The organism is Pseudoalteromonas sp. SG45-1 (assembly GCF_014164135.1).
GTDB lineage: Bacteria > Pseudomonadota > Gammaproteobacteria > Enterobacterales > Alteromonadaceae > Pseudoalteromonas > Pseudoalteromonas distincta.
Genome location: NZ_JACJEP010000012.1, coordinates 95,153 through 120,972, shown reverse-complemented (window position 1 = coordinate 120,972; position 25,820 = coordinate 95,153). Strand labels below are relative to the sequence as shown.

Here is a 25,820-nt window from a genome sequence, read left to right as displayed (position 1 = left end):
GTTTATTTCCTTTAATTATAATTTTTTAATGCTTAAAAATAACCGCGAATACCTAGCGCAAAGCTACGCCCTGGACGTGGTGCTATATCTTTTACAAACGAGCTGTGCACGCGTGCTTCTGTATCTGTTAAGTTGGTGCCTCGCAGGTAAACAGACATATCTTGGTTTAATACTGAAAGGTCGTAAGAGATGCTTGCATCAACCAATGTGTAACCGTCTGTTGCTGTTTCTTGTGGGGCTGTGCGGTCTTGCTTTTGATAGCGAGTAACGTGAATATGCGCACTTAGTTTATCTGTTTGATAGCTTAACTCGCTGCCAAAACGAAGCGGTGGAGTACGGGGTAAATCGCCGCCGTCTTTAAGGCGTGCACGAACGTAATCTGAGAATAAATCTACTTTAAATTCATCTGTTAACTGCCACGCAATTTGCGCTTCAAACCCGTGTAAAATTACATCGTCTGTTTTAAATAAATAAACAGGTAGCTCTGATGAATGATCGTGTTCGTCGGCGCCTTCTTCATCGCCATGGTCGTGGCCACTTTGTGCGTATAAACCAGTGTCTATTTGGTAATAGTAGTTATCTACTTGGTTGTAGAAGGCATTTAAAATAAAGCCAATATCACCTTGGGTTTTACGCAGGGTTAAATCAACATTATTGGCTGTTTCCAGATCTATTGCTTGATCAGATAAACCCAAATGGCCGTCTTCATCTAAATCAAATAGTGCGCCTACTTCGTAAGTGCCAGTACCAATGTGCGGCCCAAACGATAACAATTCAGAGGCAGAAGGCGCACGTTCAGAGCGCGATACCGAAAGCCCTAAGTTATAGTTAGGTGTAAAATCCCAAACTACGCCTGCCGATAAACTGATTGGTGTAAATTCATGCTCTACATCAAATACGCGAATGGTTTCTGCGCTTTCTTCGTGGTCGTGATCATGCTCGTCGGCTTCTTGCGCTTCATCATGTGCGTGAGCGTCAATATTTGGCAGTAATACGTCACCTGCTTTAATTGTTACACGCTCAATACGCCCACCTAACTGCACTAAAAAATCCCCAAAGTGCCTTTCTTCCATTAACGCTACAGCAAAGCTTTCGGTTTTAGATGGAGGCGTAAAAGCCTCTTCACCTTGTGCTTCAACATCGCTTTGTTTGTAATGAAAGCTAATGCCGCCATTCCACTCGCTAAATTGGTTATGTAGTAGGTCTATGCGTAATTCGTTTGTTTCGTTTTTAAATGTGGTGCCTACAGCGCCACCTTCAATTTCAGCGTGTTCGTAGTCGGTATGGCCAGCGCGCAGGTTAACTTTGTTTAGCCATTTATTATCTAGGTTGTACTCACCTAATAATTGCACTTTAGTTTGCTCTAAATCAGCAAATACCCTTTCTTCTTCGTCGCTGTGTTCTTCTCCTTCCTCGCCGTGCGTATGACCAGGAATACCGTATTGACGATTAAATTGCTCTACTGCTAAGCCAATAAAGCCGTTATCTATTAAATAGCTAGCGCCAACAGTAAAACCATCAGACTCTTCATTACTGTTTTCAACTTTGTAATCGCCACGATGGCCTTCGCCGTCGCTATCTATATCAGCAGCTACAGGTACCTCGTAGTCGTCGGCTTCACGCCAAAACGCATCGGCATAAAAAGCCACCGAGTCTGTACCTGTGGTGGCATTAAACGAGGCAACTTTTTGGTTATCAACCGAGTTATGTTCTACGTTCCACTCGCCGCGTGTTGTGCTGTCGGTTGGTACGCGGTTATCTACTACATTTACTACGCCACCAATGGCGCCACTGCCATAGAATAGTGTTGCAGGGCCGCGTAATACTTCAATTTGTTGTGCGGTAGACGCCTCTGATGCAACAGAGTGATCAGGGCCAACGCGCGACACATCACTTACATCAAGGCCATTTTGAGTAATGAGTACACGCGGGCCGCTTAAGCCACGAATAATAGGTGTGCTGGCTACTTTTCCGTGAAAATTTGTATTAACGCCTGGGAGTTTTTCAAGGCTATCGCCAAGGGTTGCGGCTTGTTGGCGCCTTAGTTGTTCGCCAGATAAAACACTAACAGGCGATGCAGATTCCATTGCCGACATATGAATAGGGGTTGCTTCAATATCAATAACTTCAATAGGTGAGCGCTTTAAATTAAACGTAACTGATTGGTTTTCATCATTCGTTATTGTTATATCGCGATGAAGATGCGCATAGCCAGGGGCTACAACATGTAGCTCTTTTAAGCCATTTTTTAGCTCGGTTATTACAAATTTACCGTTTTTATCGGTGGCTACTTTAAGGTCTGAGCCTTCAACTTCTACCGTTGCATTGGTAACTACTTTACCTTTGTTGTTTAAAACAACGCCTTCAATTGTGGATGCAAGCACACTAGCCGGCAATAAAGCTGCTATGAGAACAGCTAATTGTGATCTACGTTTCATTTGACTACCTTGTTAGATGTTATATTATATCAATTATGTGAGTAATGTTATAATATATCAATAGAAATTAACTGATGTTATTAAAATGTCTCTTTAAAAGTAACGTTTTTGAGTGGAGACACTGATTTAGTAGAGGAAATAATGAAGTCGAGTCAAAGTGTTATGGATCGTATGGCAATTGGGTTATCGGTAATGTGCACAGTACATTGTTTTGCAACCCCGGTTATTTTAGCGCTATTGCCAAGCTTTGCTGTACTGCAAATAGATAGTGAACAATTTCATTTATGGATTCTTGCGGCGGTACTGCCAACAAGTTTATTGGCATTAAGCTTAGGCTGTAAAAAGCATAAGCGTTTACGTTATATGGCCTGCGGCGTTATTGGGTTAGCCTTTATGATATGTGCGGTATTGCTAGGGCATGAGGTTGCCGAAAAAGCGTTTACTTTAATTGGGTCGGCTTTTATTGCTGTAGCTCATTGGTTTAATTACCAACAATGCCTTAAACAAAATGACGATAACTGCCCGTGTTCAAGCACTGAAACTGATCAGGCAGCTTAGCGTTATCAGTGCTACAAACAGCTAACATGTAGCACTGCCTTTCAATATTTAACTTTGTTTTTTAATAGCCTAAAGCTAAAAGTGAGTTAAAGTTGTCATTCAATATCGATTATTACGCTTGGCTTAGGTTAATTAATATAAATGAATACTGCTTTAAAATACTTGCTGTTACTCTGCGCTTTAATGTGTTTTAAATTAAGCGCAAATACCCCGTACCAAATCCCTAGAAGTAGTGTTATTGAGTTAACTGAGCCTGCTACTAAACGGGTATATCCGGTTTTTATTCAGCTTCCTAAGTCATATAAAAAGCATCCTGAAAAAATATATCCGGTTATTTATTTAACTGATGCACCGTATACGTTTCCTATTGTGGCGGGTGCTACACGGTTTCCTATGAATAGCGGCAATATGCAGGAGGCTATTATTGTGGCCATTAGCTACGAAAAAGAATCTAGAGGGTCTAATAGTCGAATTAGAGACTACACCCCAAATAAGGCTCAAAGCTGGAAAAAGCAAACCGGTAACGCTCAAAATCATGCGCTGTTTTTAAAAAATACTGTGCTGCCATTTATACAAAGTAACTACCGAGCAAGTAGCACACAAAAAACCTATATAGGTAATTCTTTAGGCGGGTTATTTGGTGCCACTATTTTATTTACGATGCCCGATTTATTTAACAATTATATTATTGGCAGCCCATCGGTTTGGTTTAACAGCAATGCAGTATTAGCGCTACAAGCACATAAGCCTAAAGTGCCTACAAAGGTTTATATATCGGTAGGGGCAAAGGAAACGCCAAGCTTTGGTGAAGGGCAAAATATGGTGGCAGGGGCAAAGCTATTAACGCAAAAAATTAATGCACTTAGCAGTGACAATATTGAATTAAAAAGCGTTGTTATTGAAGGGGCGAGCCATGCAACCGCATTTCCTACTACAGCAATACAAGGGCTTGATTGGGTGTTGGGAATGACACCAATCGACTTAAATATTTAATCATTCTAGCGTGCTAAATAGAGCGCTAACAGCGTTATAAATTTCTCATGTAGAACAGCTACATGTCGATATTTATGCCTTGTTATCACGCTACTTATCTGTCGCTATAAATGCCTAATAAATTAACACGATTGGTGTAGCCAATAAGCCCTAAAAGCTTAGGCGCTTTCAAGTTCCTTTTTCCAGTTTACCAGCACTTCAATAAACTCAGGGCCTATACCACAGCAGCCACCAATAATGCTTGCGCCCTGGCTGTGCCATTTTTTAGCAAAGTCTAGATATTCTGAAGGTGAAATATCGCGATACGCTTGTGAGCCTTCGTTGGCTTTGTAATCGCGTGCTATAGGTGTAAAGCCATTAGCAAACGCCCCTAAAACAACACTTTTATTTTGCTTGGCTAATACTGCGTTGGTATCGCTAAAGGCTTGCTCTATAACTTCAGGTATTGAACAGTTAAAGAAAATACCAGCAACATTTTGTTGAAGCAAAGCCGTTACTGCGTCACTTACCAGCTCACCAGAGCGAAGTGTCGCTTGCTCGCTTATCACATCAGTTAAAGTAAATGCGTAATAACATGGCTTGTTTGAGCCTTTAAGGACGCTTGCCATAACGTGCGCCTCTTCAATGCTCGATATAGTTTCGCCAATCCATAAATTTACGTGCTCGTCTTGCGCTTTGTATAGCGTATCTAAAATAGTAAATGCGCGTTCGCTTTCAAATAGTTCAGGGCGGTAAGAGCCAAATGCTGGTGGTAATGACCCTGCAACTAATACACTTTGTTTAGCATTTTGAGCTACTTCTTTAGCAATAAGCGCCGCTTGCTCTGCGAGTAACGCGCCTTGGCTTTCGTAGCGTTCTTCACCTAAATGAAAGGGTACACAGGCATAACTGTTAACCGTAATTATTTCAGCGCCTGCATTTATAAAGCCTTGATGAGCTTGTGCTACAAAGTGTGGGGCTTCTATTAGTGCTTGTGCACTCCACAGTGGCTGTGAGAACGGTGCGCCAATGCGCTTAAGTTCACGTCCCATGCCGCCATCTAAAATTGTTACCTTTTTCACTTATGGACTTCTATATGTCTAAATAATATGGCGATATTCAAACATACTTTTTAAATAATCATAATGAAACTTCATCAGGTTGGGCATGAAAAAAGCTCAACCTATTAAAAGGGCACAAAAAAAGCGACTACCCAATATGGTGTCGCTTTTTTAGTAAGTCGTATTAGCTTACTTATAAAAGGCTTCAACAGTGCCTTTTCTTGTAAGTAAAAGTGGTTGTCCGCGACGATCAAGGCCTTTTGGAGATGCAAACTTTATCCAACCTTCGCTGATGCAGTATTCTTCAACATCAAAACGCTCTTTGCCGTTGAACGTGATACCAATATCGTGTTCAAAAACTTCTTCCACATGATGTGGGCTACGTGGATTAATAGAAAGGCGATCTGGTAAAGCAGGTTTTGCGGTAGTGTCGTTCATGGTCATATTCTATATTGAATGAAGTATGCGCTATTGTAGGCAATACAAAGCTTTCGCTCAAGAGAGATAGTAGTAAATGTGTTTAAAAATGTACTAATTAATGAGTTGTGTATACAAATGAGATTGAGCTTGAAAAATATTTACAGAGGAGGTTTTGAAGATATTCGACTAAATAATTATAAAGGTAAATATATTAATGGGTTATCTCTAACCCATTAAATTGTTTAGCAATTAGATGCTAACAATGTTCTCGGCTTGTGGGCCTTTTTGACCTTGAGTAACAGTAAACTGTACACGTTGGCCTTCAGCTAAAGTTTTAAAACCGTCGCCAGAGATCGCGCTGAAATGTGCGAACACGTCTGCGCCAGATTCTTGCTCGATAAAACCAAAACCTTTTGCTTCGTTAAACCATTTTACTGAACCAGTAGTTGTATTAGACATAATATGTATCCTAAAAAATTAATATAAGTGTGCCTGAAAAGAGGCGATTGAGCCGGAAAAAATAGTTAACTTGAGGATATCGTGCAGGATTATTACTAAAACAACTCGGTACTAACAAATAAAACAAAACTTCTTTCAAACTAGTATTCAAAATGGGCTATTGCTAACCCATTTAACGAAAGCAATTAGATGCTAACGATGTTTTCAGCTTGTGGGCCTTTTTGACCTTGAGTAACAGTAAACTGTACACGTTGGCCTTCAGCTAAAGTTTTGAAACCGTCGCCAGAGATTGCGCTGAAATGTGCGAAAACATCAGGACCAGATTCTTGCTCGATGAAACCAAAACCTTTTGCTTCGTTGAAAAATTTAACTGTACCAGTTGTAGTTGTAGACATAATAGTATCCTAAGGATTAATAAAAGTGCGCCTTAAATTAGGCAATTTAACAGGAAGAAAACATACATTTAACTGAGGATAACGCGAAGGATTATTACTAAAACAACGTGGTACTTACAAATAAATAGGGTTTTCTGTCAACCCGATGCGAGGCAGGATAACAGTAAATTAAAGTATATACCAAGCCCTATTGTAAATTTATTTTAGAGTAAGTACTTTATTTGTTTGTTGTTTTTTTAACTAATTAGTTATGATTAAGATGATATTTTATACTTTTAAAATAAAGGTAAGCTTTGTTTAATCAATACGTTAAGCCTGTTTTTGTGCGTAGTTTTAAAGTAGGCAAAATACAGCTTTTAATTGGTTAAAACATGACCTAATTACCTACTAATTTTTTTTGAGATATACCCTAAATAATGTAATTCTTTAGCTCCAAATTACAAATCCAAGTATTAATAACGCAATCCAAAGTGTTTCAGCCACAATTAAAATAATGGGTTTCATACCTACTTCGGTTAGTTTTCCTAAATTAGTTTTCATACCTATGGCTGAAATAGCAGCAATTAAAAAGAACTGCGAAAGTTCGTTAGCGGTTTCAAGTACTATTGTAGGAACTGAAAAGCAGCTATTTATTACCATAAGTATTACAAAGCCAATTAAAAACCCAGGTACTTTAGGTAACTCTCCGTGTTTTTCTTTATTTGAGTGATTAATAACAACCATCATAATAAGTACAACGGGTAGTAGCATTGCAACACGTACTAGCTTAGTTAGAGTTGCTATATCGCCTGTCTCGGGTGATACCGAATAACCTGCACCCACTACCTGGGCTACATCATGTATTGTGCCACCTAAAAATACGCCTGCATTATGGGCGTCAAACTCAAGATAATTAACCACGATAGGGTAGAGGATCATAGCGATAGTCGACATAGCTGTTACGCCAATAACGGTTAATAGGGTATCGCGTTCTTTATGCTCGCTGTTTGGCATAATAGACGAGATAGCCAGCGCAGCAGACGCTCCACAAATAGCAACCGAGCCACCTGTTAGTGCACCAAAGCGTTTTTGTAAGCCAAATACGCGCGCTAGCACTACACCTAAAATAATAGTGGTAAATATGGCGCCCGCTAACATAAGTGCTGTTTGCCAACCCAGTGTTACTAAATCTCCCAGCGCTATGCGTGTGCCTAGCAGTACTATACCTACACGCAAAACCGTGGTGCCGGTAAAATCGATACCTTTGGCGCAAGGGCTATCGCTTTGATACAAAAATGAGACTGCCATACCCAGTAACAAAGCAAACAACATGGCTGGCGCGCCGTAATGCTCACTCAAAAATAAGGCGGCAAGGCCAGTCATTGCAGCAATGCTGGCACCTTGCCATAAAGGTGATATTTTACAGCTTAATTTACAGCTTAAGCGCTGCATTACGCTTTAGCTGCGGTAAGTGCTACTAATACTTGGCGCTTACGTTCACCTGTAAAAGGGCGACGACCATGCATAGCCATTTCGTTATCAACTAAAGCAACGTCACCGTCTTGCCATGCAAGATCAAAGGTAAATACTTTAGAAAGCTCAACAATTTTATCAAGTCCTGCTTTGGGTATTGCACTACCATCGCCAAAAGTAATGGCGATTGATGGGTTTTCGCGTACACCTTTCCAGCCCATGTAAGCGGCAATCAGTTGGTTATAAAAAACCTGTACGTTATTTTCAAGAGTTACTACCGCAGGCAGTACCGGTGTAACGGCTTTTAGTGAGCCGTCTTCAAGCCATTCCCACTCGTAACCAAGTTCGGTTAATTTATTATGTGCTTCGTCTTTGGTTTCTACACTTAGCGTACTTTTCCAGCTTCGGCCTTGGCCTGATGTTGCGTCGTCAGCGGCTGGCATATAGGTGGTATATTTTAGGCCTTTGTGTTCAAAATCATGGGCAAGTTTACTGTCGTATTCTTTTAATGCGCTAAATAACTTATCTGATCGGCAAAGAGGTGTTGCACCACCTTCTTCTGCGGCCGATTTACAAAAGAAGAATAACTTACTTGGCGAAATAGGCGTTTGCGCCATTTCGTGATGTAAGTATATTTCTACATCTTTTGGCGCTTCGTTGGCTGTAAATACACGCTCGGTAAAATTAATACGTACCGCGTTAGACAGTGACTCTTTATAAGTAAAATTGTCGTAATCAAACCCTGCTGAAAAAGTATCAAAGGTTTCGGCGCTATTTACCGGGAAGCCACGAAACAGCACAGCACCTGAGCTGCGAAGCTTTGTAGCCAGTTCACTTTTATTCGCGCGAATGAAAGCTACCGCTTCTTCAACGGTGCTGGCGTTATTGTTATTAACCACAATGCACGGAAAAACCGAATCATCGAATGTTAATTGAGTTGGCACTGAGGCGTAGTTAATTTCGGTAGCTGACATTGTATGTTCCTAATCGTAAATTGGGTGAAAACGGTTAAAGGCAGCTTCACAAAAGTGCCCAGGGTCGTTAAATCGGCGATTACTGTTAAGCGCAGAAATTTGCGCCATTTCTTGCTCTGTTAATTCAAAATCAAACAGTGCGAGGTTTTCTTTCATGCGTGCAAGTTTTGAAGTTTTTGGAATAATGGCTGTGCCGCGTTGCACGCCCCAGCGAAGAACTACTTGTGCTGGCGTTTTGCCATGATTGCGTGCAGCCGCTTTAACAACGCTTTGCTCAAGAACTGATTCAGTTTTATCAGCCATTTCTAGCTCAAGGTATGAAAGCGCACCCAGTGGTGAAAACGCAGTAACCGGAATATCGTACTGCTTAGCTAATCTTACTAATCGCTCTTGCGTTAAATAAGGGTGCGACTCAATTTGCAACGTAGCGGGTTTGATATTTGCGTAGGTCATTAAATCGTGAAGCAGCGCGCTTGAGTAATTACATACTCCAATGCGTTTAGCTTTGTTGTTATGTACTTGCTCTTCCATTGCTTGCCACGTTAAATATAGCGGCACTTTTGCCAGCTCCATTTGTGGATTTTGCGCGTCTGGGTCAACAAACCACTCTGGTGGATAGCGGGTTTCTATTGGCACAAATGTTTGCGCAATCGGAAAATGAATTAGGTATAAGTCTAGGTAATCTAGCTTTAAATCACTCAGTGTTTTATCAATCGCGAGGCCAACATGCTCTGGTGCATGAAAGGTATTCCACAGTTTTGATGTTACCCATAATTCTTCGCGAGTACATAAACCATCGTTTATTGCTTGGGCTATGCCATCGCCTACTTGTTCTTCGTTACCGTAGTCTGATGCGCAATCAAGATGGCGGTAACCTGCCTTAATGGCTTGGTATACCGTTTGCGCACAATCTTCTTGTGCTACTTTCCATAAACCGAACCCTACTGGAGGGATATTATTTAATGAACTCATTGGGAATTCCTGTTAAAAATGCATAATGACTTGGGTCTTGTATAAGACATAAGTTATTATACGAATCAAACAGTGTCAATACTGTGTTAACAGCAAAGTAGTAAATGGGTGGGTTAAAAAACCTACAGGCAGCAAAAAGGCAGCGTTTGCTGCCTTTAAAAAATATTTAATTATTATGCGCTAAAGTGAGTTTTTAGCACTAAACACGCTTTTAATTAATCAAGTTCAATTTGATAGTGGTAATGATCGCTACGGCATTTGCTTTGGCGGTATTCAATTAGCTTACCTTCGATTGATTCGGTAATTCGTGATACCAACAGCAGTGGGTCGCCAGCTTTAATAGCAAGCATTTTGGCATCATCAGCTGTAGCAAGTACAGCTTTAATACTGTCTTGGGTTTTGTGTACAGTTTGGTTAAATTTGGTTTGATAGTAATGGTACAATGTATGCGGAATATCACTACTTTGATGTATATCAGGAAAGTAGCTTTGTGGTAGGTATATAGTTTCGCTCATGCAAAATTCGTTATTAAGAATGCGCCTACGAACAAGCTTGGTAACTTTGTCTTTTTTATTGAGTTGTAACGCTTCTATTACTTCAACTGGCGCTGCACAAAGCTCAACCGATAGCAGTTCAGCCTTTGGCAAATCGGCACCTTTACCGTCTGCTTGTAACGGAAAAAACCTAAATAAGGCATCTTGCGCAGTATGCTCTGATACAAACGTACCAACGCCTTGGCGACGAGTTACTATTTTATTGTCGGTTAATAAGTTTAGTGCTTTACGAACTGTACCTTGGCTTACGTTAAATTCTTCAGCAAGGCGAAATTCGCTTGGTAGTGCTTCGCCAGGTACCCAACGTCTTTCAACAATGAGCTGTTTAATATAATCAGCCACTTGTAAGTAAAGTGGTTGAAAAGCCAAGCTTGGGCCACTTAATTTGTGATCAAACATAGAGTTACTCATTATTATTTACCATTAAATTTAATCCACCTGTAGTTATAGCATAGGTGAAACCTTTTACGCATATTTGCGCTAGCTCAATTAAACGTGAACTACTGCTGTAATGTTTAATAGGCGCAAAATATACATTATGCCTAAAAACAAATCGTTACACTACAATAGCTCACCCTTAGGAAATTAAAAGTGCTCAGTATTTCTTTTGAACTCATTTTGCTTATGGCGTTGTGCCTAAGCCTTGCCACTGTAATGCAAACTCTTAGCGGGTTTGGCTTTGGGTTGCTGGTGGTTGCAAGCTTTACGTTGCTTGATGTATTGCCACTTACGGCAACTACATTTTTAGTGAGTTTGCTAGGGTTAGTTAATTCAACAACCGTGGTCGTTAAAAACCGCAGTTCGGTAAAAGTACCCGAGCTAAAACTTATGTTGTATACCGGTATACCGTTAATGCTGATAGGTTTTGTGCTACTTGAGTTTATGTCGTCGCATTTAACGCACTATTTAAACTTTATTTTAGGTGTAAGTATTCTGCTGTGCTGCGCTTTAATGCTGATTGGCCGCGATCGTGCTAATAAACAAAGCCGCCCTCGTTCGTTTTTAATAGCTGGAGGGGTGAGTGGATTACTTGGTGGGTTGTTTTCAACCTCAGGGCCGCCGCTTGTGTTTCAGTGTTATAAACAAAGTTGGTCTATTGAAGCTATTCGCAGTACGTTATTAGCGGTATTTACTATTGGCGGGTTAGTACGTGTAGGTATCGCCTTATTTGGTACTTTGCCGGGGCTCGACATTATGTTTTTAATTGCAGCGGCTATTCCCTTAGTGTTGTTAGTTACGCATTTTGCTCGTAAATTAACGCCTTACGTTGACGCTAAATGGATACGCATTATAGCTATTACGTTACTAGGACTGAGCGGCGTATCGCTGGTTGCTACATCGGCACCTGGCATTTTTTAAAAAATGCGATGTAAATAATTCATCTTGAGTTTATTTACGTTGACATGGGGATTACAATTATTTAACTTGTGTCTTATACAAGACTAATAATTGGTTAAGGAACTCCCATGAATGCATTTGAATTACGTGAGCCAGACTGGAACGCAATAGAACCAGCACGCTTAACCGCACAGCCAAAGTTACAAGGTAATGTGTTGGTTTTGCCCACTCAGTTTGGTGATATTAGCGTAACGATAAGCCAGTTTGGTTTACGTTTAAATGCAGGCACCACGCATGACGAGCAGTTTAAAATATTAACCACAACCCCATCAGAATACCCCCTCACACTTAGCAAAAACAATAATGATTACAGTGTAAGTGGTGGCGAATACCGGCTAGAGTTTTACTGCGACCCTTTTCATTTCAAACTTTATAAAAACGATGAGCTAGTGCAGCAATCAGCAACCGATGGCCACTTTGTACGCCAGCATCGTTTACCGCCACTGGCTAAAACTGATAACGGCTGGATATTAAGCTTAGAGCTTAACTACGATGAGGCCGTGTATGGTCTTGGCGAAAAATGGGGAAAGCTTGATAAACGCGGCCAACTTATTCGTTCATACAACCACGATGCGCTAGGCGTTAACGCCGAAAAGTCTTATAAAAACACACCGTATGCATGGAGCCCAGAAGGCTGGAACTTATTTGTACATACACCTGCGCCGGTAACTCATGGCGTAGGTTACGCACTGTGGTCGCAACGCGCATATGTATGTTTAGTTGAAGATGACGCGCTAGATGTATTTTTATATCAAGAACAAACACCTGCCCAAAGCATTAACCGTTACTGTGAGCTAACAGGTTTTGCACCGGTGCCACCGCAGTGGAGCTTTGGTGTTATTTTATCAAAAGCGTATTACAAAGATGCTGACGAATTACTGAGTGTTGCCCGCGAAGTGCGTGCTAAAAATATGCCGTGCGACGTAATTACTCTTGATGGCCGCGCATGGCAAGACACCGACACCCGCTTTGCATTTGAATGGGATCCAACACGCTACGCCGACCCAAAACCAGTGCTTGATGAACTAAAAGCGATGGATTTTAAAATTTGCGTATGGGAATACCCGATGATCTCGGTAAATAACCCATTATTTGCTAAAGCGGCCGAAAATGGCTGGCTAATAAAAGACAAACGCACCGGTAAAGCGTATCAATACGAGTGGGATTTAAGCCCATTTGGCGAAGTACTTACACCACTACCAGAGTCGGGTATTTTAGATTTTACTCACCCCGACGCTTACGAATACTGGCTCGAATCGCACAAGCCATTGTTTGAGCTTGGCGTAGATATGATAAAAGCAGACTTTGGCGAACAGCTAGAAGACGACAATATGGTATCGCACAGTGGCGACAGCGGCATAAGATTACACAACGTTTACAGCATGTTGTATAACCGCTGCGTTTTTGAGGCCGCCGAAAAATACTGTAAAACAGGGCCATTTTTGTTTAGCCGTTCAGCATGGACGGGCAGTCAACGTTTTCCTGCACAATGGGGCGGCGACCCACAGGCCGATTGGCAGGGTTTAGCGGCAAGCATTCGTGGCAGTTTAGCGTGGGGCATGTCGGGCGGGCCATTTTTTGCAACCGACATTGGTGGTTTTTACAAAGACACCCGCGACGCAGAACTTTACGTGCGCTGGGCACAAGCGTCGGTATTTAGCGCACATATGCGCTTACATGGTATTGGTCCTCGCGAACCTTGGTCTTACACAGAGCAAGCAAGTGATGCGGTATTTGCAGCACTTAAATTGCGCTACCAACTTATTCCTTATTTAGAGCAAAGTGCCATACAAGCACAGCAAACTGGCTTGCCAATTCAGCGTGCAATGGTTTTAGCATTTCCTGATGATGTGCTAGCGCATAGTTTTGATCAGCAATTTATGTGCGGTGAAAAATTGTTAGTAGTGCCGTGTGTCGTACCAAACGGTAAAGTGAAGTTTTATTTACCACAAGGCAACTGGATTCGCTTTCCTGATAAACAATCTTACGAAGGTGGTAAGTACTACGAGCACACACTCGCACTTGAAGAAATGGCAGTATTTGTACGCGAAGGCGACAGCCTAATGCTTGGCCCAGAGGTTCAACACACAGAACAAGACATGAGCCAATTAACAGCATGGCCTAAATAAATCTCGGCTTAATAAAAACACACACTACACACATACAACACACAATAATAAAGATATTAGCTTACTTTTTACCGAGTAAAGTAAGCTAAAAGGGGCGCAAGATGGAAGGTATGAACATTACCATGACACTGCTATCGTGCTTGGCGTTTATGGCGCTGGTAGGATATATCTCGTACCAAAAAACCAAAGGGGAAGTCAACACGCAAGATGGCTACTTTTTAGCGGGTCGTGGGTTAACAGGTACATTTATAGCAGGGTCAATGATCCTCACTAACTTATCGGCCGAGCAACTAATTGGCCTTAATGGCTCAGCCTATGGTTACAACCTAAGCTCAATGGCGTGGGAAGTAACCGCAGGGATCTCAACCATTATTATGGCGTTGATCTTTTTGCCTCGTTATCTAGCGGGCGCGTTTTCTACCTTACCTGAATTTTTACGGGATCGTTTTGACGATACCGTACGACGCATGACGGTGATCTTATTTATGGTAGGGTATTGTTTTATAACGATCCCTTCTGTTTTGTACTCAGGATCAATTGCCGTACTTAGACTTTTTGATGTACCCACCTTATTAAATATGAGCTACCAATCAAGCCTAATTGTGACCATTATTACAGTGGGCTCAGTTGGGGCTATTTATGCTGTATTTGGTGGTTTAAAGGCGGTTGCGGTCTCAGATACCATTAATGGTGTTGGGTTACTTATCATTGGTATTTTAGTACCAACACTGGGCTTAATTGCATTGGGTGATGGTAGTTTTTCAGAAGGGTTAAGCACCCTAGTAAACACCGACACAGAAAAGCTCAATGCTATTGGTAGTAGCGATGATCCCGTGCCATTTGGCACTATTTTTACAGGGATGATCTTAGCTAATTTGTTTTATTGGGGCACTAATCAGTATGTGATCCAGCGTACATTGGGCGCTAAAAACTTAGTTGAAGGTCAAAAAGGGGTGTTGTTTTCAGGGTACTTTAAAGTGCTAGTACCGTTTATGATGATGATTCCTGGCGTTATTGCTTACCATCTTTATAAACACGAAAGCCTGCCAACTATCGATTTAGCTTACCCACATTTGGTAAAAGAAGTGCTTCCACAGTATTTATCTGGCTTCTTTTTGGCCGTATTGCTAGGTGCTGTATTTAGCTCATTTAATTCATTGCTCAACAGCGCGGCGACCTTATTTTGCTTAGATGTTTATAAGCCAATGAAAAAAAATAAGGTAACAGACAGCCAACTTATAAAAGTAGCCAAAATTACCAGTATTGTTATTGCCATATTGTCGTTTATAACTGCGCCATTATTGATGTTTGCGCCTGAAGGTTTATGGCACATTATTCGTGTGTTTACAGGTTTTTACAACATTCCGGTCATCACAATTGTATTGGTTGGTTTGTTTACTCGAAAAGTGCCTGCACTGGGCGCTAAAGTCGCGATTATATTCCATATTATTGCCTATACCTTGCTTAAATTTGTATGGGATATAGACATTAACTTTATTCATATTTACGCCATTTTGTTCTTAATTGAATTGGCAATAATGTTGGGTATTGGTTACTACAAACCACTTAAAACACCATGGCAATTTACACGCAAAGCAGAGGTAGACCTTAATCCTTGGAAATACGCACTACCTTGCGCAATTGTATTAGTAGGCTTGATTGTTAGCTTGTATATATTGTTTTCGCCGCTCGGATTGGTTGGTGGAACCAGTGTGTACTTTGTACCAAGTTTAGTTGCTGTTTGGTCTACTGTTTTAGTGCTTAGCTGGTGGAGTGTACGTCGTTGGCAGGTTAGTTACGAAAATAGTTTAGCGCATATTGGGATTCCAAAGGCCGTATAACATACGGCTGACTCCTCATTACTTAATTTAAAATTACATTTTATTCACATAATGATTGCATTAGTAAGATAGTTTGTTTAAATTTAAAGCTCTTATATAAGATACAAGAGCTTTAAGGGAAATATCACACACTGACACCGCTTTTTAGCAACCCACACAATTGCTAGCGCGGTACCACACAGCACACACGCACAATATGGAGAATGACATGAGAGCTAAAAAGTCCGTCTTAAGCTTGGCAGTCACGTTAGCAATGACAACCGGTTTAGCGCTTAGCGCGCAGGTATATGCACAGCAAGAGCAAACCGAACAAGAACAACAAAAAACAGAAACAGCTAAAAATGATACATTTGAAAAAATAGTCGTTACTTCACAAAAAAGAACGCAAAGTTTAAACGAAGTACCTGTTGCGGTATCGGTACTTAATAGCGATCAAATTAATTCAGCTTTTGCTAATAACATGGAAGGCTTACAGTCACTTGTCCCTTCAGTTAGCTTTAGAAAAGGTACCACAACCCGTAACTCAGCACTAACAGTGCGCGGTATTGGTACTATTTCATTTAGTATTGCTGCCGAGCCAAGTGTAGCAACTGTTGTTGATGGCGTGGTGCTTGGGCGCTCGGGTCAAGCATTTGCCGATTTATACGACGTAGACCGCATTGAAGTATTACGCGGGCCACAAGGTACATTGTTTGGTAAAAACGCCTCAGCAGGTGTGGTAAACATAACAACAAAAGATCCCTCGTACGACACAACAGGCAGCGTAGAAACCTCGTTTTATCAAGATAACGAATACCGTTTTAAAGGCGTTATAAGCGGCGGTTTAACCGACGACCTAGCGGCAAGCCTAACGGTATTTAAAGGTAAATTTGACGGTTACATTGATAACGTTTACAACAACGAAAAAGTAAACGGTTACGACCGTGAAGGTGCACGTGCTGTATTTAAATACGAGCCAGAGGATGACTTAAGCGTAAAATTTATTGCTGAATTTTATAACGCTGACGATGATTGTTGTGCCGACTTAGAAGCACTACCAAGTGGCCGTAATCCAGATTCAAAATCAGTACCAAATAGTAACGGTATTGTTGATGGCGTAGCCGATATTGATTTAGACCAACGCAGCGTTGATCACGATTACGAGTCGCGCACAATTGACGAACATAGCGCGTTTTCGGTACAGGTTGATAAAACAATTGGCGACTATACATATACTTCAATTACAGCGCAGCGTTCGTGGGATAACACAGAGTACCGTGAAGGCGACTTTACCTCTATTGCTGGCGACAGCAGCGAGCCGGTATTTGACGCGCCGTTTCAATTACACGATTTAGGTGCACAGCAATGGGATCAGTTTTCGCAAGAATTTAGAGTTACATCAAACCTAGCTGGGCCATTTAACTATGTTGCTGGCTTATTTTATTGGAACATGAATTCACAACGTAACTTTACTCGCGATGCTAGTTGTCAAAATAATGGTGGCCAGCTTGATAGCGCAATGGCTTTTTACGCGCAAAATAACTTATCGGGCGCTGAACTTGATGCAGCACTTAACGACCTAGATGGTTACACACAAGGTCTAGGTGTTAGCTGTAACGCAAACGATATTGTATCGGCCACTGCTTTTATGAGCACAGAATTTAACAACTGGGCCGCTTTTGCCGACGGTACTTACGATTTATCTGAAGATTTACGCGTATTATTTGGTATTCGTTACACCGACGATGAAGTGTCGTACACGCATCGCCGTGTAAGTAATGATGTGTATGGCCGCACCGGTGTAGGTGTGCGCCCAGCAACACTTAATACAGATGATGAAGGCAAAGCCGAAGAAACCAACGTATCGGGTCGTTTAGGTATGCAATACGATTTAGGCGATGGCCAAATGGTATACGGTACTTACTCGCAAGGTTACAAAGGCCCTGGTTTTAATATTTATTATAACTTTAACCCAGACACCGATAGTCGCGAAATAGCACCTGAAGAGTCTGACGCTTATGAAATAGGCTACAAATACGCAAGCCGCGAATTTGTATTTAACATGGCGCTTTTCAGAACCGAAATTGAAGGCTTTCAAGCTAACAACTTTGACTGTTCAGACGGCACTTGTATTACGCGCTTAACCAATGCGGGTGATGTAAGTACGCAAGGTGTTGAAGTTGACTTTATGTGGGCTGCAACAGAGTCGCTAACCCTTACTGGTGGTGTTGCTTACATTAAAGCTGAAATTGACGAGTTTAATTGTCCGGCAGAGGTAGCCGCTGGTTCGTGTACTGACCGCTCAGGTTTAGATGTACCATTTTCGCCAGATTTAAAATACTCACTAACGGCTGACTACTTTATTGAAACCGACCATGGCTTTAACGTACATATTAACGGCTCTTACATTTACACCGACGAGCAATACTCAGACCTACCAGACAACGTAGGCGAATTTAATCCAGCTGCTTTATTACCAGATTACGGTATTTTAAACGCAAGTGTGGGTTTATCGTTTAAAGATGACGCGTTTAGAGTATCACTTATTGCTAAAAACTTAACCGACGAAAGTTACGCAACAACCTACAGTGGCGATAACTTCCGTTATCAAATTCCGCGCGATGCAGAGCGCTACTTTGGGGTATCGTTTAAAGCACGTTTTTAATATTTAAATAACTCCCTCAATAATTTCCCTTAAAAGCGCAACGTTTAACACGTTGCGCTTTTTTTGTGACTTATTTTTGTAATAGTTTGGTCATCTTACTTTCATTAAAATTACCTTTATCAGTCACATCTGTTTTCTATAGTGCAGCGGTTGATCTTTTTTGTGTTTACACATTTCAAAAAATAACCACTAAACAATGGGAATTACGGATGAAAATTAAAAAAGTCGCTGCGGCAATCGCGCTAACATTTGCGTTTAGCGCAGTTAGCCATGCTGATGTACTACCGCAAAGCCAAAAAGACAGCAGCTGGTATAGCGCTGCGCAAACTAAACTAACAACAAAAACAGCACAAGCGCAGGCTACACAAGCCACTAAAGCTAAAAACGTTATTTTATTTGTAGGCGATGGCATGGGTATATCTACTCTTACCGCCGCGCGTATTTTGCAAGGGCAGCGTAATAACCAATCTGGCGAAGAAGGTTATTTAAGCTTTGAAGAGTTCCCATACTCTGCACAAGTTAAAACGTATAACGTAGATGCTCAAACTCCTGATTCAGCAGGCACGATGACGGCTATTATTTCGGGTGTAAAAACCGATGTGGGCGTTATTGGTGTAGATGAAGATATTGAGCGCGGCGTGTGTTCAACAGTAGCAGGTAATGAGCTAATTACCGCGACCGAATTAGCTGAAATTAAAGGGCTATCTACCGGTATTATTTCTACAGCACGTATTACTCATGCGACTCCTGCTGCAACGTATGCTAAATCGGCTGACCGTAACTGGGAAGACGTATCAGATATGCCAGAAGATGCCGTAACGGGTGGCTGTGAAGACATTGCATCGCAACTGGTTAACTTTGAAAAAAACCTAGAAGCACGATTTGTAGGGACCGACGTAGACGGTCTTGATTTTGTAATGGGTGGCGGTCGTCGTCACTTTTTACCAAAAGATGAAACAGCTAACTCAACAGACGCAGTAAGCGCTATAGAAGGCGACCGTACTGACGAGCGCAACCTAGTAACTGAGTGGCAAACACAATACCCAGATGCTACGTACGTAATGGATCAAACAGGCTTTGATTCAATTGCAGATGACGCTACTAAAGTATTTGGTTTATTTAACGAATCCCACATGCAATACGAAGCTGACCGCGCAAACGATGTAGCGGGCGAGCCTTCGCTTACCGATATGACTACTAAAGCAATTGAAGTGCTTGGTAAAAACGATAACGGATTTTTCTTAACGGTTGAGTCGGGTCGAATTGACCACGCGCACCATGCGGGTAATGCATACAACGCACTTAACGACACCATTGAGTTTGCTAAAGCCGTGCAAGCAGCGGTAGATAACACCAATCCAGAAGAAACCCTTATTTTAGTAACCGCCGATCATAGCCATGTATTTACTATTGCAGGCTACCCTAAGCGTGGCAATCCAATTTTGGGTCAAGTAGTTGCAGTAGGCGAAACTACACCAAGCCTAGCTGCCGACGATATGCCGTACACCACAGTAGGTTACGCAAATGGTTTAGGTTTTAGAAACTTGGGCAGTGAGACTGATGCGGATGCAAGTTACACAAGTGCTGCTGTTGCAGGGCGTGTTGAGCTAAATGGCGTTGATACAACGACCCCAGGTTTTCACCAAGAAGCAACTGTACCAATGGGCTCAGAAACACACGCGGGTGAAGATATTTCACTGCATGCAAAAGGCCCCGGTGCTCAGCTAGCACAAGGCGTAATTGAACAAAACGTAGTGTTTCATCTAATTAATCAAGCTCTTGAACTAACTCAGCAATAATGGCGGCTAACATGAACAAATTAACGGTACTTTCTTTGGCAGTAATGGTCGCGCTAGCAGGTTGCTCGAGTGACGATAACAAAAATGAAAATAATATTATTGCAGTAGATAACGCTATTGCAGTGGGCTCTGAGCAGTGCATTAATGGCGGTGTAGAGACTCAAGTAGGCGCAGATACCAATAATAACGACGTGCTAGACAGCGACGAAGTTAACTCAACTAATTTAGTGTGTAATGCACCTGCAACGTCGCTCACAAACGAGCAATTAGCCTCGCTTACTAGTAATGCATGGTTTAGTGAAGCACAAACAAAATTAGGTGCTGCACAAACAGCAAGTAGCAACATTGTTACTGAATCAGGCAAAGCTAAAAACGTTATTTTATTTGTGGGCGATGGTATGGGTATTTCTACCATAACCGCAGCACGTATTTTAGCGGGTCAGTTAGAGGGCGAAATGGGTGAAGATCACCAGTTAAGCTTTGAAACTATGCCTTTTTCGGGCTTTGTAAAAACATACAACGTAGATGCGCAAACGCCAGATTCGGCAGGCACTATGACCGCAATGGCATCGGGCGTTAAAACCGACGCAGGCGTTATTGGTATTGATGAAGCGGTTGAGCGTGGTAATTGTGCATCAGGCAAAGGGCACGAACTTGTTACCTCGTTAGAGCTTGCTGAAATTGCAGGTAAAGCAACAGGGATTATTTCTACAGCGCGTATTACTCACGCAACACCAGCTGCAACGTATGCTAAGTCGGCAGAGCGTAACTGGGAAGATATCTCCGATATGCCAGAAAGTGCTGCAACGTGTGAAGACATTGCATCGCAACTGGTTAACTTTGAAGCCAATCTAGAAGCACGCTTTAGTGGTGTTGATGTAGACGGTATTGACGTAGTAATGGGCGGCGGTCGTCGTCACTTTTTACCAAAAGATGCTGCGTTTAATTCAACCGATGCAGTAAGTGCTGTTGAAGGGGATCGTACAGATAACCGCGACTTAACCGCAGAGTGGAAAACGCAATATCCAAATGGCACGTACGTAATGGATCAAACCGGTTTTGATGCAATAAGTGACGACGCCACTAAAGTGTTTGGCTTATTTAACGAATCCCACATGCAGTACGAAGCTGATCGAGCAAACGATGTAGCAGGCGAGCCTTCGCTTTCACAAATGACTGAAAAAGCAATAAGCGTGCTTGATAACAACGAGCAAGGTTTTTTCTTAACGGTTGAGTCGGGTCGAATTGACCACGCGCATCATGCGGGTAATGCTTATAACGCGTTAAACGACACAATTGAGCTTGCCAAAGCCGTTAAAGTGGCAATGGAAAACACCAACCCAGAAGAAACATTAATAGTTGTAACTGCCGATCACAGCCATGTATTTACCATTGCTGGTTACCCTAAACGCGGTAACCCAATTTTAGGTAAAGTGGTTGCAGTAGGCGCTACTGAGCCAAGCTTAGCTGCCGACGATATGCCTTATACAACGGTTGGTTACACCAATGGTGGTGGCTTTAGAAACCTAGGCAGCGAGACTGATGCCGATGCAGGTTATGCGTTTGCACCGGTTACAGGGCGTGTTGATTTAACAGATATTGATACAACAACACCTGGTTTTCATCAAGAAGCACTGGTACCAATGGACTCAGAAACACATGCCGGTGAAGACGTAGGCGTTTATGCAATGGGACCAGGTGCACACTTGGTAACAGGCACAAACGAGCAAAGCTTTTTATTCCATGTAATGGACTTTGCCGCTGACTTTGTAAAAACAGCAGACGAAAAGCTAGCGCAATAAATACCGCCTAGTTATAAATTTAGTTAAATATATCTAAATAAAAACCCCGCATACTGTGCGGGGTTTTTGTCATTAAACTGACATTTATAATCGTTATGTTATTGCCATAAACTTGAAATATAAATAAGAGATAGCTAAATGAAAAAAGCGTTATTAATAATTGCCACGCTTGTAAGTACAAGTAGCTTTGCCTCGCAATGTGATATTGATGCCAAGCAATTAAAAGCGGATTATAAAATTACCAACAGCCATAAAGCGCAGCAAAGTAGCGAGTCACTTACCCTTTGGCGAAACAATCAGCAAGTAGCGCATCAAAGTGAAGTAATAACCGAGCTTTGGCAGCACTTAGCCAATAATCAAATACGACCAATACGTTATTTTAATGCCCAGCAACGCGGTATTGAATATCAACCATCTGAGGTACGCGGCGTACAAAATTGGAGTGCTAAAAGTCAGCTGGTGGATAACCACTTAATCGAAAAAATGACCTTAGTAAGCACACAAGGCAAAGGCTGCGATGAAGTAAAAAACTATACACTGAGCGAAAATGGCAACGACTTTAACCTTGCCTTTTTTACGCATTCAAAATTAGTTAAAACATTTAGTATTAGTAATAAAAAAAGCCAAACAACTACATTGCTAAGCCTTAATAATGTAAACACTGATAAGCCATTAATTAGTGCTCAATTTGCACAGTGGGATCGTTTTCAAACCACCGATTACGCCGATATTGGCGATAACGAAGGTGACCCATTTTTGGCTAAAATGATAAATCTAGGTTTTATTGAACACAGCGCCACAGGTTTTTATAACCAGCAGGGCGAGGCTATTCAAGGCGGGCATCACCACTAGGTTTTAGCGTTTTTAAATATAGTAGCTCATAGCTGAAAGAATGACAGGCTATGAGCTACAAGTAACACTGAAAGAGCTTCCCTAATTTCCTGCCAAAGATATAACCTAATCAAATACCTTTTTTCGTATTTTCAAAGTTAACATATTGCCGGAGGTTCTTTTTTGATAAAACATACGTTACTTAATATCGGTACGCGACCAAGACTTAAAGCATCTTTATAATAAAAAATAAAGCTAGAGACTCATTCATTAATTGAGTTAATGGCTTTTTGCTTCTTTAAACGGACAATCATTCAGTATCCTGTCCGTGACTATATTTAGTCAAGCATCATAATGGAAACTAATCCAATATAAAGAGGCTAATTAGTTATGGAAAAGTTGATTATGAAACTATTAAGCGTAGTGAGAGTTGAGAATGTTTCAACAGTTACTGTTTGTATTTGTCTTGTTTTATTAGTGTTTAAATTAGGGTGAAAAAATGGATATTGATGAGTTGACTGAGTTAGTTCAAGGGAAATGTTTTTTTGCAGGCGCTTATAAAAATACACTTGAAGATGTAGTGGAAGTGAGAGAAATTTTAAAAGCTTCCTATAAACATAATGAGTTTCCATACTATTCAGAGTTTGAACATAGCTGGAATATGCTTAGGGAAAACTCATCACATAATGTAATTGAGCGTGAACAAATAGATAGTAACCCGTTAAATAGTTTTTTACATCTTATAGAGTCAGGGTTCTACCCCCCTCCTGAGTTATTAATTGTTGTCGCGAGTTGTTTTAGAGCTCATATGATTAGCGGAGGAAAAACTAATTTATCTGAAGATTTCTTCGGAAAAGATAAGCAGTTCGATCATTGTATAAACGTGTCTAAGATTACTAAGTACACGGATTTTGAATTTAAATGGGTTATAGATAAAAAGGAATCATTGCAGGCCGTTGCGGAAAAATACTTACTAGAATGCTCAGAAAAAAATAATAACACATTCGGCGAAAATACTGATGTTGAAAGCTTCTTAAGAGGTTATCGTCGTTGGAAAAAGGATTTAACAAAACAAAAATATTATTAAAAATTATTTAGGGATTGAATGTTCGTCGCAGTGATAGCTACAGGCTTAATAGAGCGTTTAACAATCATATCCCAAGTTTATGTGCTGCCAGCTATTGCCAACAGCACAAATATAAAAGCCTTAACACTACTCAAGATGAGCATCATCAGGCTTTTTGGGTCTATCAGCTAGCTCTGTTAGGCCATCTTCACAATCACCGCTATCGCAGGTATTTAAATCGCTTTGTGCTTGTTTATCTTGTTGCAGCACTTGTTTTAAATCTTCCATGCGTTGGCGCACTGCTACGCCGTAGCTGGCGTCGTCGCCCCATAATGCAGCAAGTTGCAGTACTGCAGCGCGGTCGTGGTCTCTAAATAGCTTACCAGCACGCTCTGCATCTTGCTTAGTGTTACCTAGTAACTCGAGTGCTTCTACGGCAAGGTTAATAGCTGAGTCGACTGTTTCGCGGTTAAACGCATCTACTTTTAAATTAAGTAACTGATACGCATGGCGGCGGTCGATTGCGCGAGCAACTATTTTAAGCTGCGGGTAGTTTTTATGCGCGAGCTTAATTATCTCAATAGTTTTATCGGGGTTATCAATTGCAATTACCAGCATTTGCGCAGTGTGCGCGCCTGCGGCTTCAAGGAGTTCTTGGCGTGCGGCATCGCCATAAAATACGGTATTGCCAAAACGGCGTAGTAATTCTATTTGGCTAGGGCTGTGATCAAGTACGGTTATTTCGTAGCCTTGCGCGTGCAGTAAACGCCCCATAATTTGGCCAAAACGTCCGTAGCCCGCAATAATTACGTGCTTAGCGGTGCTAATTTGCTCTGGCTTATCAAACTCAGGCAGAGCACTGCTGCTGCGTTTTTGTATTTGCTCATAAACCATAAGTAATAACGGCGCTATTAGCATTGATACCGCCACAACTAAGGTAACAAGGCTGGTTTGCTCGGGCGTTAAAATACTGAGCGTAGTGGTTACGCTTAACAATACAAAGGCAAACTCACCCCCTTGGGCAAGCGCTAAGGCAAATAATAACTGCTGTTTGCTGTTAATTTTAAAGGTAACGGCAAGGGCAAATAAAATGCAGGCTTTAACTACAATAAGTAAAACTACTAAGCCTATAACGGTACTAAACTCGTTAAATAGCAGTTCAAAGTTAATTGATGCGCCAACAGTTATAAAAAATAATCCTAAAAGTAAGCCTTTAAAGGGTTCTATATCGGCTTCTAATTCGTGTCTAAATTCACTTTCGGCAAGTACAACGCCGGCTAAAAAAGTCCCCAAAGCTGGCGATAAACCAATACTTTGCATAACCAGTGCAATAGCGACCACTAAAAACAGTGCAAAAATAGTAAATATTTCACGCATGTGTGTTTGGGCAATGTATCTAAATAACGGCGCCGATACATATTTACCGCCGGCAATAATAGCGGCAATAACCGCAACCGATACACATACTTGTTGCCATACAGGCCAGCTTGCAATAATCGAGTCGCTGATTTCTTTTGTGCTAGTTTGCGGGGCAAATGCAAGCAGTGGCAATAGGGCTAAAATAGGAATAATTGCGATGTCTTGAAACAGCAATACCGAAAACGCGTTTTGTCCGGCTTCTTGCTTTAGCCAGCCTTTTTCTTCAAGGCTCTGCAGCACAATAGCAGTAGAGGAGAGCGCCAGCATTAAACCAATGGCGAGTGCGGTTTGCCAATGCATGGCAAAAAACCAATAACAAAATGCAAAAATTGCCGCTGCCGTTAACACAACTTGCAAGCCGCCAAGCCCTAAAATAGAGTGGCGTAATGTCCATAAACGCGAAGGTTGTAGCTCAAGGCCCACTAAAAACAGCATCATTACTACGCCAAATTCAGCGAAGTGCATTACATCGGTTTGATCGCCCACAACACCCAGCGCATAAGGGCCAATGAGTATTCCGGCAATTAAATAACCTAACACAGAGCCAAGTCCGACTCGTTTTGCAATAGGGACAGCTACAATGGCTGCTGCTAAGTAAATTAAAGCAATTTCTAACACGCGTTTATCCTAATAACA

20 protein-coding genes are annotated in these 25,820 nt (G+C 41.5%); 10 read left to right on the top strand and 10 right to left on the bottom strand.

All coding sequences use genetic code 11. The annotated features are described in order from the left end of the window. Window positions 1-32: 32 nt before the first annotated feature. Window positions 33-2,438, bottom strand: a complete 2,406-nt coding sequence (locus tag H5117_RS12055; protein ID WP_182738050.1) for a TonB-dependent receptor — start codon at window positions 2,436-2,438, stop codon at window positions 33-35. A 141-nt stretch (window positions 2,439-2,579) separates the two neighbouring features. Between H5117_RS12055 and H5117_RS12050 the strand changes: the two genes are divergently transcribed. Both H5117_RS12050 and H5117_RS12045 read left to right on the top strand, forming a co-directional pair. Beyond that, the gene (locus tag H5117_RS12050) at window positions 2,580-2,996 is read left to right on the top strand and encodes a MerC domain-containing protein (RefSeq protein ID WP_182738066.1); all 417 of its coding nucleotides are present in this window, start codon (window positions 2,580-2,582) and stop codon (window positions 2,994-2,996) included. Between the two features lie 141 nt (window positions 2,997-3,137). Beyond that, window positions 3,138-3,989: an alpha/beta hydrolase gene (locus tag H5117_RS12045; RefSeq protein WP_182738048.1), complete on the top strand. Its 852-nt coding sequence runs from the start codon at window positions 3,138-3,140 to the stop codon at window positions 3,987-3,989. A gap of 158 nt (window positions 3,990-4,147) precedes the next feature. On the opposite strand, the gene H5117_RS12040 is transcribed toward H5117_RS12045, so the two are convergent. The 8 genes from H5117_RS12040 to H5117_RS12005 form a co-directional block, all read right to left on the bottom strand. Next, window positions 4,148-5,050: a homocysteine S-methyltransferase family protein gene (locus H5117_RS12040; RefSeq protein WP_182738047.1), complete on the bottom strand. Its 903-nt coding sequence runs from the start codon at window positions 5,048-5,050 to the stop codon at window positions 4,148-4,150. A gap of 168 nt (window positions 5,051-5,218) precedes the next feature. Continuing rightward, window positions 5,219-5,467, bottom strand: coding sequence for a DUF3297 family protein (locus H5117_RS12035; RefSeq protein ID WP_002963088.1), 249 nt, complete (start codon window positions 5,465-5,467; stop codon window positions 5,219-5,221). Window positions 5,468-5,698: 231 nt separating this feature from the next. Beyond that, window positions 5,699-5,908 carry a cold-shock protein gene (locus H5117_RS12030; protein WP_007580429.1) on the bottom strand — a complete coding sequence of 70 codons (210 nt, stop codon included), beginning with the start codon at window positions 5,906-5,908 and terminating at the stop codon, window positions 5,699-5,701. A 185-nt stretch (window positions 5,909-6,093) separates the two neighbouring features. Beyond that, window positions 6,094-6,303 (bottom strand): cold-shock protein, encoded by a 210-nt coding sequence (locus tag H5117_RS12025; protein ID WP_024595869.1) that lies wholly within the window; start codon window positions 6,301-6,303, stop codon window positions 6,094-6,096. 426 nt (window positions 6,304-6,729) lie between these two features. After that, window positions 6,730-7,734 (bottom strand): YeiH family protein, encoded by a 1,005-nt coding sequence (locus H5117_RS12020; RefSeq protein WP_182738046.1) that lies wholly within the window; start codon window positions 7,732-7,734, stop codon window positions 6,730-6,732. Beyond that, on the bottom strand, window positions 7,734-8,729 hold the full coding sequence (locus H5117_RS12015) for a TauD/TfdA family dioxygenase (protein WP_024595867.1): 996 nt from the start codon (window positions 8,727-8,729) through the stop codon (window positions 7,734-7,736). The genes H5117_RS12020 and H5117_RS12015 overlap by 1 nt, the downstream gene beginning before the upstream one ends. A gap of 9 nt (window positions 8,730-8,738) precedes the next feature. Beyond that, window positions 8,739-9,701 (bottom strand): aldo/keto reductase, encoded by a 963-nt coding sequence (locus H5117_RS12010; protein WP_182738045.1) that lies wholly within the window; start codon window positions 9,699-9,701, stop codon window positions 8,739-8,741. Window positions 9,702-9,916: 215 nt separating this feature from the next. After that, window positions 9,917-10,666 carry a GntR family transcriptional regulator gene (locus H5117_RS12005; protein ID WP_024595865.1) on the bottom strand — a complete coding sequence of 250 codons (750 nt, stop codon included), beginning with the start codon at window positions 10,664-10,666 and terminating at the stop codon, window positions 9,917-9,919. 180 nt (window positions 10,667-10,846) lie between these two features. Between H5117_RS12005 and H5117_RS12000 the strand changes: the two genes are divergently transcribed. The 8 genes from H5117_RS12000 (at window position 10,847) to H5117_RS11965 (ending at window position 23,786) form a co-directional block, all read left to right on the top strand. Continuing rightward, window positions 10,847-11,614, top strand: coding sequence for a sulfite exporter TauE/SafE family protein (locus tag H5117_RS12000; protein ID WP_024595864.1), 768 nt, complete (start codon window positions 10,847-10,849; stop codon window positions 11,612-11,614). A gap of 107 nt (window positions 11,615-11,721) precedes the next feature. Beyond that, window positions 11,722-13,782 (top strand): alpha-xylosidase, encoded by a 2,061-nt coding sequence (locus tag H5117_RS11995; protein WP_182738044.1) that lies wholly within the window; start codon window positions 11,722-11,724, stop codon window positions 13,780-13,782. Between the two features lie 101 nt (window positions 13,783-13,883). Further along, window positions 13,884-15,623 (top strand): solute:sodium symporter family transporter, encoded by a 1,740-nt coding sequence (locus H5117_RS11990; RefSeq protein WP_182738043.1) that lies wholly within the window; start codon window positions 13,884-13,886, stop codon window positions 15,621-15,623. A 208-nt stretch (window positions 15,624-15,831) separates the two neighbouring features. Beyond that, window positions 15,832-18,267, top strand: a complete 2,436-nt coding sequence (locus H5117_RS11985; protein WP_182738042.1) for a TonB-dependent receptor — start codon at window positions 15,832-15,834, stop codon at window positions 18,265-18,267. Window positions 18,268-18,476: 209 nt separating this feature from the next. Further along, window positions 18,477-20,066, top strand: coding sequence for an alkaline phosphatase (locus H5117_RS11980; protein WP_182738040.1), 1,590 nt, complete (start codon window positions 18,477-18,479; stop codon window positions 20,064-20,066). An 11-nt stretch (window positions 20,067-20,077) separates the two neighbouring features. Continuing rightward, the gene (locus tag H5117_RS11975; RefSeq protein ID WP_182738038.1) at window positions 20,078-21,868 is read left to right on the top strand and encodes an alkaline phosphatase; all 1,791 of its coding nucleotides are present in this window, start codon (window positions 20,078-20,080) and stop codon (window positions 21,866-21,868) included. Between the two features lie 138 nt (window positions 21,869-22,006). Continuing rightward, complete coding sequence (locus tag H5117_RS11970; RefSeq protein WP_182738035.1) at window positions 22,007-22,720, top strand: hypothetical protein; 714 nt, start codon at window positions 22,007-22,009, stop codon at window positions 22,718-22,720. Between the two features lie 478 nt (window positions 22,721-23,198). Beyond that, complete coding sequence (locus H5117_RS11965) at window positions 23,199-23,786, top strand: hypothetical protein (RefSeq protein WP_182738033.1); 588 nt, start codon at window positions 23,199-23,201, stop codon at window positions 23,784-23,786. Between the two features lie 126 nt (window positions 23,787-23,912). On the opposite strand, the gene H5117_RS11960 is transcribed toward H5117_RS11965, so the two are convergent. Then, window positions 23,913-25,802 carry a monovalent cation:proton antiporter-2 (CPA2) family protein gene (locus tag H5117_RS11960; protein WP_182738030.1) on the bottom strand — a complete coding sequence of 630 codons (1,890 nt, stop codon included), beginning with the start codon at window positions 25,800-25,802 and terminating at the stop codon, window positions 23,913-23,915. Window positions 25,803-25,820: the final 18 nt, after the last annotated feature.

Excerpts from the sequence above, each read along its gene's own strand:
- H5117_RS12055 (WP_182738050.1), bottom strand. The coding sequence starts at position 2,438 with ATGAAACGTAGATCACAATTAGCTGTTCTCATAGCAGCTTTATTGCCG.
- H5117_RS12050 (WP_182738066.1), top strand. The coding sequence starts at position 2,580 with ATGAAGTCGAGTCAAAGTGTTATGGATCGTATGGCAATTGGGTTATCG.
- H5117_RS12045 (WP_182738048.1), top strand. The coding sequence starts at position 3,138 with ATGAATACTGCTTTAAAATACTTGCTGTTACTCTGCGCTTTAATGTGT.
- H5117_RS12035 (WP_002963088.1), bottom strand. The coding sequence starts at position 5,467 with ATGAACGACACTACCGCAAAACCTGCTTTACCAGATCGCCTTTCTATT.
- H5117_RS12030 (WP_007580429.1), bottom strand. The coding sequence starts at position 5,908 with ATGTCTAATACAACTACTGGTTCAGTAAAATGGTTTAACGAAGCAAAA.
- H5117_RS12025 (WP_024595869.1), bottom strand. The coding sequence starts at position 6,303 with ATGTCTACAACTACAACTGGTACAGTTAAATTTTTCAACGAAGCAAAA.
- H5117_RS12020 (WP_182738046.1), bottom strand. The coding sequence starts at position 7,734 with ATGCAGCGCTTAAGCTGTAAATTAAGCTGTAAAATATCACCTTTATGG.
- H5117_RS12015 (WP_024595867.1), bottom strand. The coding sequence starts at position 8,729 with ATGTCAGCTACCGAAATTAACTACGCCTCAGTGCCAACTCAATTAACA.
- H5117_RS12010 (WP_182738045.1), bottom strand. The coding sequence starts at position 9,701 with ATGAGTTCATTAAATAATATCCCTCCAGTAGGGTTCGGTTTATGGAAA.
- H5117_RS12005 (WP_024595865.1), bottom strand. The coding sequence starts at position 10,666 with ATGAGTAACTCTATGTTTGATCACAAATTAAGTGGCCCAAGCTTGGCT.
- H5117_RS11995 (WP_182738044.1), top strand. The coding sequence starts at position 11,722 with ATGAATGCATTTGAATTACGTGAGCCAGACTGGAACGCAATAGAACCA.
- H5117_RS11990 (WP_182738043.1), top strand. The coding sequence starts at position 13,884 with ATGGAAGGTATGAACATTACCATGACACTGCTATCGTGCTTGGCGTTT.
- H5117_RS11985 (WP_182738042.1), top strand. The coding sequence starts at position 15,832 with ATGAGAGCTAAAAAGTCCGTCTTAAGCTTGGCAGTCACGTTAGCAATG.
- H5117_RS11980 (WP_182738040.1), top strand. The coding sequence starts at position 18,477 with ATGAAAATTAAAAAAGTCGCTGCGGCAATCGCGCTAACATTTGCGTTT.
- H5117_RS11975 (WP_182738038.1), top strand. The coding sequence starts at position 20,078 with ATGAACAAATTAACGGTACTTTCTTTGGCAGTAATGGTCGCGCTAGCA.
- H5117_RS11970 (WP_182738035.1), top strand. The coding sequence starts at position 22,007 with ATGAAAAAAGCGTTATTAATAATTGCCACGCTTGTAAGTACAAGTAGC.
- H5117_RS11965 (WP_182738033.1), top strand. The coding sequence starts at position 23,199 with ATGGATATTGATGAGTTGACTGAGTTAGTTCAAGGGAAATGTTTTTTT.